This is a genomic window from Embleya sp. NPDC025285 (genome assembly GCF_055558835.1).
Window position 1 is genome coordinate 1 of the sequence record NZ_JBVHLU010000172.1, and the last position, 13,730, is coordinate 13,730.

Genomic DNA, 13,730 nt, shown 5'->3' on the forward strand with positions numbered 1-13,730 from the left:
TCGCGCCACGGCCCCTTGTAGGTGCAGCGGGTCATCCAGTCGGTCCAGAACCTCTCGGTGTCCGCCAGCGCCGCGAGCGCGTCGGTGGGCAGCGGACCCTCGACGTGCGAGGGATGCCACGTGAGGGTGAAGGTGACCCGGTCGCCCTCGCCGAGGGTGACGTCCGAATAGGTGGTCAGACCCCGCCCGTAGGTCTCGGTGTCACTGGCGAACCACACCGCGTCGGGGCCGGCCACCGCGACGGTGCGCCCGTCCGCCTCGCGCCGCACCCAGGGCACGACCTTGCCGTAGTGGAACCGCATGCGCAGCTCCGAGCGGACCGGCACGCGGCCCGACACCCCCTCCACGATCCGTACCACCACGGGCGCGCCGACCAGCGCGTCCGCCGGAGGCATGAAATCGATCACCCGAATGGTCCCCCGCGGGGTCTCCCATTCCGATTCGAGGATCAGCGAGTCGCCGCGATACCGCCGGCGTGTCGCGGGCCCGCCGGAGAGCGGGGCGACCCGCCACGAACCGTGTTCCTCGGTGCCGAGCAGGCCGGCGAACACGGCGGGCGAATCGAAGCGGGGGAGGCAGAGCCAATCCATGGAACCGTCGCGGCCCACGAGAGCGGCGGTCTGCATGTCCCCGATGAGGGCGTAGTCCTCGATGCGGCTGGTCACGGGCAACGCTTTCCGTTCCTGGTCGTCCTGTTGATGCCGGTCGTCCTGGTTGTGCGTATTGCGAGTCGGTCGGCGCGTGCTGCGTCCCGGCTCGTACTGCGCGCGGCGGGGGTCCGGCGGAATGTGGTGCGGAGAACCGCGTTGTGCTGCGTTCGGTGATGTGGAGAACCGTGTTGTGCTGCGCTTGTGCTTACCGCGTCGCCGACCGGCATGTTCTGATCAGCGGTTGATCGATTCATTCCAGAGTGCACCACGCGCGCGTGATCGACCGCCGAAACGGTGGTCGGATCGACCGGTACTCCCGAAATGTCGTCCCGTCGGGATCCGGGGGACGTCACCCGTCGCGCGCGTGAGGTTCCGCTGCGCGCGGGCGACGGCGAGCGGAGAAACGCTCGCGCGCCGTCTGCGTAGCATAGTGCGCCGTCGGCGCTGAAACGTGCCCGCGAGCGCCGACCCGATCGTTGACTCTGTGTCGAATCCGACTCGGCCGATCCGTCGGTATGTGCCCGGATTCTCCCGTGCGTTGTCACTCTGGGCAATCGCCGTATGGTGTCGCAGTTGTTCCGCACCGGGTGCGGGACCTCGACGCCCGACGCTGTTAGGCTGGTATCCCGTGGACTTGGTGGGACTGTTCCGGGCCCGCATCGGCCCAGCAGCGTCCCCTTCGAAATCCCCTCGATCGCAACCACGGGAGCCCCTCCTTGGCAGTGCCTCAGACGCCCAGTCGCACCCGGCAGGCGAAGCACCTTTTCGTCACCGGAGGCGTCGCCTCCTCGCTCGGCAAGGGGCTCACCGCGTCGAGCCTCGGAGCGCTCCTCAAGGCGCGCGGCCTGCGGGTCACGATGCAAAAGCTCGACCCCTACCTGAACGTCGACCCCGGGACGATGAACCCGTTCCAGCACGGCGAGGTGTTCGTCACCAACGACGGCGCCGAGACCGACCTGGACGTCGGCCACTACGAGCGCTTCCTCGACGTCGACCTGCACGGCTCGGCCAATGTGACGACCGGTCAGGTCTACTCGACGGTCATCGCCAAGGAGCGCCGCGGCGAGTACCTCGGTGACACCGTGCAGGTCATCCCGCACATCACCAACGAGATCAAGTCGCGGATCCGGGCCATGGCCGCGGACGACGTGGACATCGTGATCACCGAGGTCGGCGGCACCGTCGGCGACATCGAGTCGCTGCCCTTCCTCGAGTCGATCCGCCAGGTCCGGCACGAGGTCGGCCGGGACAACGTGTTCTTCCTGCACGTCTCGCTGCTGCCCTACATCGGCCCGTCGGGCGAGTTGAAGACCAAGCCGACCCAGCACTCGGTCGCCGCGCTGCGCAGCATCGGCATCCAGCCGGACGCGATCGTGCTGCGCGCGGACCGGGCCGTACCGCAGGACATCAAGCGCAAGATCTCGCTGATGTGCGACGTGGACGAGGAGGCCGTGGTCGCGGCCATCGACGCCCCCTCGATCTACGACATCCCCAAGGTGCTGCACTCCGAGGGCCTGGACGCGTACGTGGTGCGCCGGCTCGGGCTCAACTTCCGGGACGTGGACTGGACCCAGTGGGACGACCTGCTGCGCCGGGTGCACCAGCCCGAGCGCGAGGTCACGGTCGCGCTGGTGGGCAAGTACATCGACCTGCCGGACGCCTACCTCTCGGTCACCGAGGCGATCCGCGCGGGCGGCTTCGCGAACAACGTGCGCGCCAAGATCAAGTGGGTGACGTCGGACAACACCGCGACGCCCGAAGGCGCCGCGCGTGAACTCGGCGACTGCGACGCGGTGCTGGTCCCCGGCGGGTTCGGCGACCGGGGTGTCGAGGGCAAGGTGCAGGCGATCGCGTACGCGCGCGAGCACCGGATCCCGACCCTGGGCATCTGTCTGGGCCTTCAGTGCATGGTGATCGAGGCCGCGCGCAACCTGGCCGGCCTGGACGGCGCGAACTCGCTCGAGTTCGACCCCGAGGCAGCGCACCCGGTGGTGGCGACCATGGCCGACCAGCTCGACATCGTCGCGGGCCAGGGCGACCTGGGCGGCACGATGCGACTGGGCCTGTACACCGCGGACCTGGCCGAGGGCTCGATCGCCCGCGAGGTCTACGGCGCGCCCCAGTCCGAGGAGCGCCACCGGCACCGCTACGAGGTCAACAACGCCTACCGCGCCAGGTTGGAGGAGACCGGCCTGACCTTCTCCGGCCTCTCGCCCGACGGCCGGCTGGTGGAGTACGTGGAACTGCCGCGCGAGCAGCACCCGTACTTCATCGCCACCCAGGCCCACCCCGAGCTCAAGTCCCGCCCGACCCGCCCGCACCCGCTCTTCGCGGGCCTGGTCGCGGCGGCGGTACGGCGGATCAAGGGCGAGGACCGGGTCGCGGAGACCACCTCCTGAACACCGGGCGGCGCCGTGACCGGGAACCGGTACGCGCCGCCGGTCGCGGCAGCGGCGCCTGACCGGCGATCCGGCCCGATCGACAACCCCGAGAAGCCACCCGCCCCGATACCCGGGGCGGGTGGCTTCTCCGCCGGTGGCCTCCGACGCCGGACCGGCGGTGGACCGGCGCGACAAACCGCGGGCCGGGGCGCTCGGTGTGGCCGGGAGCGGCACTAGGCTGGCCGATCGGGACGGCGGTATCCGGCCGGCGGCAGCTTGAAGGGGAGCGCATCGTGAACGACCCGGGCACTCGGGCGAGGATCGTCGATACCGCCGAGGCGTGGCCCGTCGCGGAGAGCGAGACACCGTTCAAGGGGCGGGTCTGGTCGATGCGCAGCGATGTGGTCGAGATGCCGGACGGGAGCAGCGCGCGACGCGACTACCTGGACCATCCCGGGGCGGTGGGCGTGGTGGCGCTGGACGAGCAGGGGCGGCTGCTGGTGCTGCGCCAGTACCGGCACCCGGTGCGGCACAAATTGTGGGAGATTCCGGCGGGGCTGCTGGACGTGCCGGGGGAGAACCCGCTGCACGCGGCCGAGCGCGAGCTGTTCGAGGAGGCCCATCACGAGGCCGCCACGTGGAACGTGCTGGTGGACGTCTTCACCACACCCGGCTCCTCGGATGAGGCGATCCGGGTGTTCCTCGCGCGCGGGTTGTCCGAGTCGCGGGCCGAGCGGTTCGCGGCCGAGCACGAGGAGGCCGGGATGGAACTCTCCTGGCTTCCGCTGGACGAGGCGATCGCCGGGATTCTGGCGGGCGAACTGCACAACCCGATGCTGGTTTCCGGAGCGCTGGCGCTCTCGGCGGCGTTGGCCGGCGACGGGCTGGACGCGCTTCGGGCGGCGGACGCGCCCTGGCCCGCTCGGCCCTTTTGACGGGCCGCGGTCGCCGCCGGGTGGGCTCGGGATTTCCCGCCCACCGGCACACCCGTCGCGTCTGGGTCGAAAGGCCGCGGAATCAGCGCTACGGAATTAGCGCCGCGGGGTTGGCGAGTCGGGCCCTGTGGACCGGTGCGTGGTCGTAATCTGCGGGCTGGGTGTGGGTGAGACAGGGGGCGTCTGCGGTGGCTGTGACCGGGGAGTCCGGGGTCGGGTGCGCGACGGCCGAGGCGCTGGTTCCCGGAATGCGCGCGCCGGTTGAGGCGTTGCCCGCGATCGTGGACCAACTGCCCCCCGGAGGCCCCGACTTCGTCGGCCGCACCGACGAACTCGACACTCTCTACGGCTGGGTCACCGGTCCCGGCGCGGCGATCCCGGCCCAGTTGGCGCCGACCGACCCCGAGCACCCGGGCACCACCCGCACGGTCTGGCTGCCCCGGGACCGGGTGGTCGCGATCACCGGACCGGTCGGCGTGGGCCGGACCGAGTTCGCGGTACGACTGGCCCACCGGCTCGCGCCGCACTTCCCCGACGGTCGGCTCTACGCCCGCCTCACCGGGCCGCGCGGTGAGTTGATCCCGCCCGGCGACGTGCTCGAATCACTGCTGTACGCGCTCGGCACGGTCGGCATCCCCTCCGCGCACGAGGAGCGGATCCGGCTCTTTCGCGAGCACCTGGACGGCAAGCGTTTCCTGATCCTGCTCGAGGACGTGACCGGGACGGCGCAACTGCGCCCGCTGCTCCCGGAGAGTCCCACCGCGCTCGTGGTGCTCACCTCGGTGTCCCCGCTCACCGGGCTCGGCCGAGCCGCCGCGGTGCGCACGTGCGCGCTGGACATGCTGGACACCCGCGCCTCGGCCGAACTGCTCGGCAACCTGGCCGGGCACACCCGGGTCGCGTGCGATCCGCGCGCCGCGGACGAGTTGGCCGCGCTGTGCGACTTCCACCCGGCCGCGCTGCGGATGGCGGGTGCCTGGTTGCGGGCCCGGCCGCGGTACGCGATGGCCGACGTCGGGCGCCGGCTGCGGGCCGAGCGGTTGCGGTTGCACGAGCAGGCCGGCGACGACCTCGCGGTGCGCGCGTGCTTCTCGCTGATCCACCGCGAACTGGTGCCTTCCGCCGCGCGGCTGTTGCGGCTGCTCGCGCTGGTGCCCGGGCGCGAGTTCGGCGCGGACGCCGCCGCCGCGCTCGCCGACTGCGGTCCCGACGCGGCGACCCGCTCGCTGATCGAGTTGCGCGAGCTGCATCTGCTGGAGCAGGGCTCGGTGCCGGGACGGTTCCGCTTTCACGACTTGGTGCGCGGTTACGTACAGGAGCGCCTGGACGCGGAGGAGCGGCCCGGCGAGCGGCGCAACGCGCGGGTGCGCCTGCTCGACCGGTATGTACGGCTCGCCCGCTCGGCCGAGCGGGTCATCGTCGGCGTGGACGGCCCCGACCCGGGCGCCGACGTGCGCTTCGAGTCCGCCGACGAGGCGCGTGCCTGGCTGCGCGACGAGCGGCCGGAGCTGCTGGCCGCCGCCCGGGTCGCCGCGGCGGCCGGCCTGGACGCGGCCACCCGCCGACTGGTCTCGGTGCTCACCCGCCTGCTCGACCGGCGTGCGCACTGGAGCGACGTGCGCGAACTGCACGAACTCGCGCTGACCACCGCACGGCGGGCCGGCTCCGGTCGGCAGGAGGCGGTCGCGCTGCTCAATCTGGGCAATCTGCACGTCGCGCGCCAGGAACTGGAGGAGGCGCTGTCCTGCTACCGGGCGGCCCTGGAGGTGTCCCGCGGACTGGGCGACCCGGCCGGCGAGGGCCGCGCGATGGTCAACCTCGGCAACGCCTACGCCGACCTGGGCGATCTGCAACGCGCCGCGGACTGGTACGACCGCTCGTTGTTGCTGCGCCGCACCATCGGCGACGCGGCCGGCCAGGCCAGGGTGTTGTCCCACCTGGGCCGGCTGCACGCGCGGATGGGCCGGTTCGAACAGTCCGTCCGCGATCACCGGGCGGCCCTCGGAGTGCGCCGCCGGATCGGTGACCCCGCCGACATCGGCCGGGTGCTCACCGACATCGCGGCGGTTCTCGGCGAGGCGGGCCGGGTGCCGGAGGGGCTCGCGGTCTACCGGGACGCGATGGAGGCGTTCCGGGCGGCGGGCGACGAGCGCCTGGAGGCCCTCGCCCTGTTGCAAAGCGCCGAACTGGCGCTCGAGGCCGGCGACGTCCGGGACGCCCGATCGCGCCGCCGGCAGGCATTGGCCCTGCTCGTGGACGCGGGCGCGCCCGAGGCCGACGAGGTTCGTCGCCATCTGGGTGACGAATAGCCGCCTCGCGGGTACTCGCTCCGACCCATCCACTCGGGCGCAACCTACGAAATAGACAAGCGGTCGACCCCTCACTGCCACTTTGTAAGGTTGGCGGGGCGTTCCAACCGCATTAAGCTAGGGACACCACGAGGTAAGGCGTGCATTCGCATGCCCGGGCTCGCTGGTGCCCAACCCTCTGTCGACAGGACTTGATAGCCGTGAAGGTCGGTATCCCCCGCGAGGTCAAGAACCACGAGTACCGCGTGGCGATCACGCCCGCCGGCGTGCACGAGCTCGTGCGCAACGGTCACGAGGTCTACATCGAGCACGATGCGGGCGTCGGCTCGTCCATCCCGAACGAGGAGTACGTGGCCGCGGGGGCGACCATCCTCGCGACCGCGGACGACGTCTGGGCGACCGGTGACCTCATTCTGAAGGTCAAGGAGCCGATCGCCTCGGAGTTCGGTCGGCTGCGCAAGGACCAGACGCTGTTCACCTACCTGCACCTCGCCGCGGGTAAGGAGTGCACCGAGGCCCTGCTCAACGCCGGCACCACGTCCATCGCGTACGAGACGGTGCAGTTGCCGAACGGCGCGCTGCCGCTGCTCGCCCCGATGTCCGAGGTGGCCGGTCGACTCGCGCCGCAGGTCGGCTCGTACCACCTGATGGCGCAGGGCGGCGGTCGCGGCACCCTGATGGGTGGCGTCTCCGGTGTCTACGCCGCGAAGGTCGTCGTGATCGGCGCCGGCGTCTCGGGCATGAACGCGGCGGCGATCGCGCTCGGCATGCAGGCCGAGGTGCTTTTGCTGGACCGGAACATCCAGGCGCTGCGCGACGCGGACCGGATCTACCAGGGCCACCTGCAGACCGTCGCGTCCAACACGTACGAGATCGAGAAGGCCGTGCTGGACGCGGACCTGGTCATCGGCGCGGTGCTGATCCCGGGCGCGAAGGCCCCGAAGCTGATCACCAACGAGCTGGTGTCGCGGATGAAGCCGGGCTCGGTGCTCGTGGACATCGCGATCGACCAGGGTGGTTGCTTCGAGGACTCGCACGCCACGACGCACGACGACCCGGTGTACAAGGTGCACAACTCGATCTTCTACTGCGTCGCGAACATGCCGGGTGCGGTGCCGCACACCTCGACCTACGCGCTGACGAACGCGACGCTGCCGTACATCGTGCAGCTCGCGAACCGCGGGTGGCGGGATGCGGCGAAGGCGGATCGGGCGCTGGCGCTTGGCCTGTCGACGCACGAGGGTCTGCTTACGAACGCTGCGGTCGGCGAGGCGCTCGGCCTGCCGGCTGTGTCGTTGGATGACGTGCTGGGCTGACGCCTGGCTTTTGGCCTCAGGCGCCGGCCGGGCTGGGATTGGCCTCATGCGCCGGCCGGGCTGAGGTTGGCCTCAAGCGCCGGCCGGGCTGAGGTTGGCCTGGGCTACTTGTCCTCAAGCGCCGGACGGGCTGGAGTTGGCTTGCCCGGTGTTTGAGGGTGGCGGTCTCGTTAGTCCTCAGACACCGGGTGAGCTGGGTTGGCTTGTTTGGTGTTTGAGGTTTTTGTAGGCATTGCGTGCCGTGTACCCCCAAAGATGTGGGTGCGCGGCATGTGGTGTTTTGGGGGTCAGAATGGGGGCGTGGATGTGGTGGTCGGGGCCTATTTGGCCCATGTGACGGGTGAGTGTGGGGCGGCGCGGAACACGCTGCTCGCCTACCGGCGGGATTTGCGGCGTTACCTCTCCCATCTGGACGGGCGCGGGGTGGGTGCGCTCGCGCAGGTGCGGGCCGCGGACGTGACCGCGTTCGTCGCGGCGTTGCGCACCGCGGGGTCGGCCGAGGCGTCGGTGGTCCGGGCCGTGGTCGCGGTGCGCGGGTTGCACCGGTTCGCGCTACGCGAGGGGTTGGTCCCGGTCGACGTGGCGCACGACGTGCGTCCGGGCGCGCCGCCGCCGCGGCGCACCGGAGCGCTGTCGGTCGAGCAGGTCGAGGCGCTGCTCGCCGCCGCCTCGACGGGTGCCGCGCCGTACGGGCACCGCGACCGCGCCCTGCTCGAACTCCTGTACGGCACCGGTGCGCGCGTCTCGGAGGCGGTCGGCGCGGATCTGCACGATCTGGACCTGGCCGCGCGGACCATCACCCTGGCCGGTCCCGGCGGCCGGCGTCGTGTCGTGCCGCTAGGCGCGCCGGCCCTGGAGGCGCTCGACACGTACCTGGTGCGCGCGCGTCCCGAACTCGCCGCCGCCGGGTGCGGCGTCACCGCCGTCTTTCTCAACGCGCGAGGCGGCGGATTGTCACGGCAGAGCGGCTGGGCCGTGCTCCGGGCCGCCGCCGCGCGGGCGGCGTTGACCGACCCCATCTCCCCGCACACGCTGCGGCGTTCGTTCGCCACACATTTGCTCGACGGTGGGGCCGATGTCCGGGTCGTCCAGGAACTCCTGGGTCATTCCTCGGTGTCCACGACCCGGGTCTACGGGCGCGAAACCCCCGACGGACGTCGTCATGTGTACGCAGGATCCCACCCCCGGGCGCTTGACTAGATCGCCTCACATGTTGCATGCGTCGGGCGGTTCGCCTTGCTGCGACCGTCCGCAACGCCATAGAGTCGCGATCCGTCGGCAAGGATTCAGGCTGACGAAGCAAGAAATGACCTGGTCGGCAAGGAGGTAAGACGACTTGTGAACGAGTCGACATTTGCTCCCGGGGGTGCCCAGCCAGGGGCGGCGCCGGGCCGTGCAGCGCCGACTACCTCTTCCTACGGGCCCGCCGACGGCCTGCAGGACCAGCAGGGGACGCGCACGGACAGCGCCGCCCAGGCGGGCCAGACCGCCCCGGCCGGCCAGGCCGGGCAAGACGGGCTCGATGGTCCGGACGCGCACGAGTACGCCTACGATATGTACTACTACGACGACGAGTTGCGCTACGCCGAGGAACTGCGTGGCGGACCGTTCGACCCCGACGCGGACTACGAACCGGATCCGGAGTACGCCGCGACACTCGCCCCCGACGCCGCCACGCAGCGGCGCGAGCGGGTCGGCCCGACCGGCCGCGCCCTTCCGTACTTCCCGATCCCGGCGCCCGTGAGCGAACACGGTCCCGCGAAGATCATCGCGATGTGCAACCAGAAGGGCGGCGTCGGCAAGACCACGTCGACCATCAACCTGGGTGCCGCGCTGGCCGAATACGGTCGTCGGGTCCTGCTCGTGGACTTCGACCCCCAGGGCGCGCTGTCGGTGGGCCTGGGCGTCAACCCCATGGAGCTCGAACTCACGGTCTACAACCTGCTGATGGAAAGTCACCTCAGCGCGGACGACGTCCTGCTGAAGACCATCATCCCGGGCATGGACCTGCTGCCCAGCAACATCGACTTGTCGGCGGCGGAGGTGCAGCTGGTCACCGAGGTGGCCCGTGAGACCACGCTCTCGCGCGCGATCCGGCCGCTGGTCAACGACTACGACTACATCATCATCGACTGCCAGCCCTCGCTCGGGCTGCTCACGGTCAACGCCCTCACCGCGGCGAACAGCGTCATCGTGCCGCTGGAATGCGAGTTCTTCGCACTGCGCGGGGTGGCGCTGCTGACCGAGACGATCGAGAAGGTGCACGAGCGGCTCAACCCCGACCTCGTGCTCGACGGCATCCTGGCGACGATGTACGACGTGCGCACCGTGCACGGCCGCGAGGTATTGGCCCGGGTCACCGAGGCGTTCGGCGACCAGGTCTTCCACACGGTGATCGGACGGACCGTCAGGTTCCCCGAGACCACCGTCGCGGGCGAACCGATCACCACCTACGCCTCCAACTCGGTGGGCGCGGCCGCCTATCGCCAACTGGCCAGGGAGGTGCTCGCCCGGTGTCGCGCCGAGTGAGTCTCCCGGGTGCCGACGAGCTGTTCCGGACCACCGGCGGCGCCATGCTGCGGCAACAACAGCAGCAGAGCGCCGGCGGGGAATCGGGAGAGCCGCGCGGCACCGTACCCGCGCAGGTTCCGCCGGTCGGGGCCAGTCCCGACAGCGCCGAGCGACACGAGTCGTCCGGCGCGGACGGCGGCTCCGGCGAGGTCGAACAGCACGCCGTGCAACACCCCGTGCCCGGCCGCCGTGAGGCGCCCACACCGTCGGGGGCGTCCTCGATGTCCGCCGCCGCGGGTGTCGACCCCAACGCGCGCCCGGCACACCGACGCACCCGTGCGCAGCGCCGACCGAGCGGGCGCGAGCGACACGACGAGAAGATCACGGTCTACGTGTCCGCCGAGGAACTGATGGACCTCGAGCACGCGCGCCTCAGCCTGCGCGGCGACTACGGCCTGGCCGTGGACCGCGGTCGGATAGTGCGTGAGGCCGTCGCGGTGGTCCTGGCCGACCTGGAGGCGCGCGGCGAGGCGAGCATTCTCGTCCGTCGGCTGCGTGGCTCTTAAGCGACATTCGAGCGAACCCCGCTTCGCGAAGTCTCGACGGACCCGCCGGTCCCCTGAGTGGCCCAATTCGGACCACCACCCGGCGGGTCCGTGCCGTTTCCCGCAGTCGCGGCCCGCACCATTGAGCGCACCATGTCCAACAGCAACGGTCCCGCCCCCACCCGACGCACGCTCGGGCGCGGCCCGGACCGGCCCGCCGTACCGGCCGAACGGGCCGTGCGGGCCGAGCCCGCCGCCGAGGCCGCACGCGCCGGCCGGGCCGGGCCCGGCGCGCCCGTCGGGTCGGGGTCCGCGTCGCGGCCCGAACCGCAGGCCCTCCCCGAGCCCGCCGCACCGCCGCCCGCGGCGGACGACGACACCGGATTCCGGGTCAACCTGGCCAACTTCGAGGGCCCGTTCGACCTGCTCCTGGGCTTGATCGCCAAGCACAAGCTGGACGTCACCGAGGTCGCGTTGTCCCGGGTCACCGACGAGTTCATCGCGCACATCCGGGCCCAGGGCCCGGACTGGGACCTGGGCCAGGCCACCGAGTTCCTGCTGATCGCGGCGACCCTGCTGGACCTGAAGGCGGCCCGGCTGTTGCCGGTCGCCGAGGTCGAGGACGAGGAGGACCTGGCCCTGCTGGAGGCCCGGGACATACTGTTCGCGCGGCTGCTCCAATACCGGGCGTACAAGCAGATCGCGGGCATCCTGGAGCACCGCTGGGCCGAGGAGTCGCGCCGTCATCCGCGCGACGTGCCGCTGGAGCCGCGGTATCAGGGGTTGCTGCCCGAGGTGGTGATCACCACCTCGCTCGAGCGGTTCGCCCGGCTGGCGGCGAAGGCGATGACGCCCAAGGCGCCCAGGATCGTGTCGATCGAACACATCCACGTCCAGCGGGTGAGCGTGCGCGAGCAGGCGGCGATAGTGGTCGAGCGGCTGCGCCGGACCGGCAGCGCGACGTTCGCCGAACTGACCGCGGACGCGCCGGACACGCTGCACGTGGTCGCCCGGTTCCTGGTCCTGCTCGAACTCTTTCGCGAACTGGCGGTCGGGTTCGACCAGGTCGAGGCGCTGGGCGAGCTGACCGTGCGGTGGACGGCGGGCACGGACGAGGCGGTGGTGGTCGGGGACGGGTTCGACGAGTTCGACACGGTGTTGCGCGAGGGCGAGGAGGAGGACGCGTGAGCGGCGACCAGGGATATTGGATCGAGCCCGAGGACGAGGCCCCGGAGGCCGCCGTACCCGCCCCGCGGGCCGCGCGCGGCAAGACCCCGCCGCCCGCCCTCCCGGTGTCGGACAGCCCGCTTCCGGCGGCGCTGGAGGCCATCCTGATGGTGGTCCAGGAGCCGGTCTCCGAACATCTGCTCGCCGAGGTGCTCGATCGCCCGGTCGTCGAGGTGCTCGCCACACTGCGCACGTTGTCCCTGGAGTACACCGCCCAGGGCCGCGGCTTCGACCTGCGCGAGGTGGCCGGCGGCTGGCGGTTCTACAGCCGCCCCGAGCACGCCGCCGCCGTCGAGCGCTTCGTCCTGGACGGGCAGCAGTCCAGGCTGACCCAGGCCGCCCTGGAGACGCTCGCCGTGGTCGCCTACCGCCAGCCGGTCAGCCGCGGCCGGATCTCCTCGGTGCGCGGCGTCAACTGCGACGGCGTGATGCGCACGCTGCTCGCGCGCGGCCTGGTGGAGGAGTACGGCGTCGAATACGAGACCCAGGCCACGCTGTACCGCACCACCGAGTTCTTCCTGGAGCGGATGGGCCTGCGCTCGCTCGACGAGTTGCCGGAATTGGCCCCTTTCCTCCCCGAGATCGAGGCCCTGGAGGCGGAGGGCGAGGGGGTCCTGGACGGCTTCCCGGTACGCGCGGCGTCCCCGCTTGCGCGGAGCGGGGATACTGGGAGGGATACCGGGGCGGTGCACACCGACCCCGACGACGGCGAGACGACAACGGAAGTTTGATGGCACCCACCAACAGGCAAGGCTCCGGCGGCAACGACCGAGGCAACGAACGCTCGGTGAACAAGCGCGGGGGCACCGGGCGCGGCAGCAACACTCCGCAGCCCCGCCGGGTCGCCGACGACAATCGTCGAGGCGGCGCGGGTGGGCAGCCGAAGTCCGGCGCGGCGGGTGGCAAGGACCGCCGCCCGTCGGCGAGCACCGGTCGCCCGGACCGCCGTCCCACCACGATGCGCTCCAGTGAGCGCAACGAGCGCGAGAAGCAGGAGGGCGTCCGCCTCCAGAAGGTGATGGCGGACGCGGGCATCGGCAGCCGCCGACACTGCGAGAACCTGATCGAGGCCGGCCGGGTCCAGGTCAACGACGAGCGGGTCACCGAGCAGGGCAAGCGGGTGGACCCGGACACGGTGGAGATCAAGGTCGACGGGATGCGCATCCCGACCCGCCCGGCGGAGACCTACATCGCGTTCAACAAGCCGACCGGCGTGGTGTCCACCATGTTCGACCCGGACGGCCGGTTCACCATCGCCGACTACATCACCGAATTCGAGCAGCGCCTGTTCCACGTCGGCCGGTTGGACACCGAGACCGAGGGACTGATCCTGCTCACCAACCACGGTGAGCTGTCCAACCGCCTGACCCACCCCCGGTACGAGGTGCGCAAGACCTACCTCGCCTCGATCCAGGGCCCGATCCCGCGCGACCTGGGCAAGAAGCTCAAGGCCGGGGTCGAGTTGGAGGACGGCGTCGCGCGCGCCGACAGCTTCCGGATCGTGGACAGCGTCGGGAACAACTTCCTGGTCGAGGTGGTACTGCACGAGGGCCGCAAGCACATCGTCCGGCGCATGCTGGCCGAACTGGGCTTCCCGGTCGAGCGTCTGGTGCGCACGCAGTTCGGCCCGATCCAGTTGGGCGACCAGAAGCCGGGCCGCACCCGCCGGTTGTCCAACGACGAGATCGGCCTGCTCTTCCGCCAGGTCGACCTGTAGTCGAGGGCCCGCCGCATTCCGATGTCGGCGGCCAACTGCCTTGACGGCCGCGGGGGGGGGGGGGGGGGGGGGGGGGGGGGGGGGGGGGGGGGGGGGGGGGGGGGGGGGGGGGGGGGGGGGGGGGGGGGGGGGGGGGGGG

11 protein-coding genes are annotated in these 13,730 nt (G+C 71.4%); 10 read left to right on the plus strand and 1 reads right to left on the minus strand.

Features of this window, described 5'->3' with window-relative positions; all coding sequences use genetic code 11:
* Window positions 1-665 (minus strand): trehalase-like domain-containing protein (locus ACZ4FV_RS49520; RefSeq protein ID WP_465327899.1); only part of this gene is annotated, 665 nt, incomplete at its 3' end.
* A 707-nt stretch (window positions 666-1,372) separates the two neighbouring features.
* Between ACZ4FV_RS49520 and ACZ4FV_RS49525 the strand changes: the two genes are divergently transcribed.
* The 10 genes from ACZ4FV_RS49525 to ACZ4FV_RS49570 all read left to right on the plus strand — a co-directional run bounded on the left by ACZ4FV_RS49525 (window position 1,373) and on the right by ACZ4FV_RS49570 (window position 13,591).
* Window positions 1,373-3,049, plus strand: a complete 1,677-nt coding sequence (locus ACZ4FV_RS49525; RefSeq protein ID WP_395873813.1) for a CTP synthase — start codon at window positions 1,373-1,375, stop codon at window positions 3,047-3,049.
* A 275-nt stretch (window positions 3,050-3,324) separates the two neighbouring features.
* Window positions 3,325-3,966: an NUDIX domain-containing protein gene (locus tag ACZ4FV_RS49530; RefSeq protein ID WP_395873789.1), complete on the plus strand. Its 642-nt coding sequence runs from the start codon at window positions 3,325-3,327 to the stop codon at window positions 3,964-3,966.
* Between the two features lie 188 nt (window positions 3,967-4,154).
* Window positions 4,155-6,275, plus strand: a complete 2,121-nt coding sequence (locus ACZ4FV_RS49535) for a tetratricopeptide repeat protein (protein ID WP_395873790.1) — start codon at window positions 4,155-4,157, stop codon at window positions 6,273-6,275.
* A gap of 200 nt (window positions 6,276-6,475) precedes the next feature.
* Window positions 6,476-7,591 (plus strand): alanine dehydrogenase, encoded by a 1,116-nt coding sequence (gene ald / locus ACZ4FV_RS49540; protein WP_395873791.1) that lies wholly within the window; start codon window positions 6,476-6,478, stop codon window positions 7,589-7,591.
* Between the two features lie 300 nt (window positions 7,592-7,891).
* A complete protein-coding gene (locus ACZ4FV_RS49545) occupies window positions 7,892-8,791 on the plus strand; it encodes a tyrosine recombinase (protein WP_402241777.1) in 900 nt (299 codons plus the stop codon).
* A gap of 354 nt (window positions 8,792-9,145) precedes the next feature.
* Window positions 9,146-10,120 carry a ParA family protein gene (locus ACZ4FV_RS49550; RefSeq protein ID WP_020555592.1) on the plus strand — a complete coding sequence of 325 codons (975 nt, stop codon included), beginning with the start codon at window positions 9,146-9,148 and terminating at the stop codon, window positions 10,118-10,120.
* The gene (locus ACZ4FV_RS49555) at window positions 10,105-10,668 is read left to right on the plus strand and encodes a hypothetical protein (protein ID WP_395873793.1); all 564 of its coding nucleotides are present in this window, start codon (window positions 10,105-10,107) and stop codon (window positions 10,666-10,668) included. Before ACZ4FV_RS49550 ends, ACZ4FV_RS49555 begins: the two co-directional genes overlap by 16 nt.
* 132 nt (window positions 10,669-10,800) lie before the next feature.
* Entirely contained in the window at window positions 10,801-11,835 is a 1,035-nt protein-coding gene (locus tag ACZ4FV_RS49560) for a segregation and condensation protein A (RefSeq protein ID WP_395873794.1), read from the plus strand.
* Window positions 11,836-11,981: 146 nt separating this feature from the next.
* Window positions 11,982-12,605 carry an SMC-Scp complex subunit ScpB gene (gene scpB, locus ACZ4FV_RS49565; protein WP_402241833.1) on the plus strand — a complete coding sequence of 208 codons (624 nt, stop codon included), beginning with the start codon at window positions 11,982-11,984 and terminating at the stop codon, window positions 12,603-12,605.
* Window positions 12,605-13,591, plus strand: coding sequence for a pseudouridine synthase (locus ACZ4FV_RS49570; RefSeq protein ID WP_395873795.1), 987 nt, complete (start codon window positions 12,605-12,607; stop codon window positions 13,589-13,591). Before scpB ends, ACZ4FV_RS49570 begins: the two co-directional genes overlap by 1 nt.
* The last annotated feature ends 139 nt before the right edge of the window (window positions 13,592-13,730 follow it).

What these genes read in the sequence shown, in the direction of transcription:
- ACZ4FV_RS49550 (WP_020555592.1), top strand. Translation starts at nt 9,146, where the DNA reads ATGTACTACTACGACGACGAGTTGCGCTACGCCGAGGAACTGCGTGGC.
- ACZ4FV_RS49560 (WP_395873794.1), top strand. Translation starts at nt 10,801, where the DNA reads ATGTCCAACAGCAACGGTCCCGCCCCCACCCGACGCACGCTCGGGCGC.
- scpB (WP_402241833.1), top strand. Translation starts at nt 11,982, where the DNA reads ATGGTGGTCCAGGAGCCGGTCTCCGAACATCTGCTCGCCGAGGTGCTC.
- ACZ4FV_RS49570 (WP_395873795.1), top strand. Translation starts at nt 12,605, where the DNA reads ATGGCACCCACCAACAGGCAAGGCTCCGGCGGCAACGACCGAGGCAAC.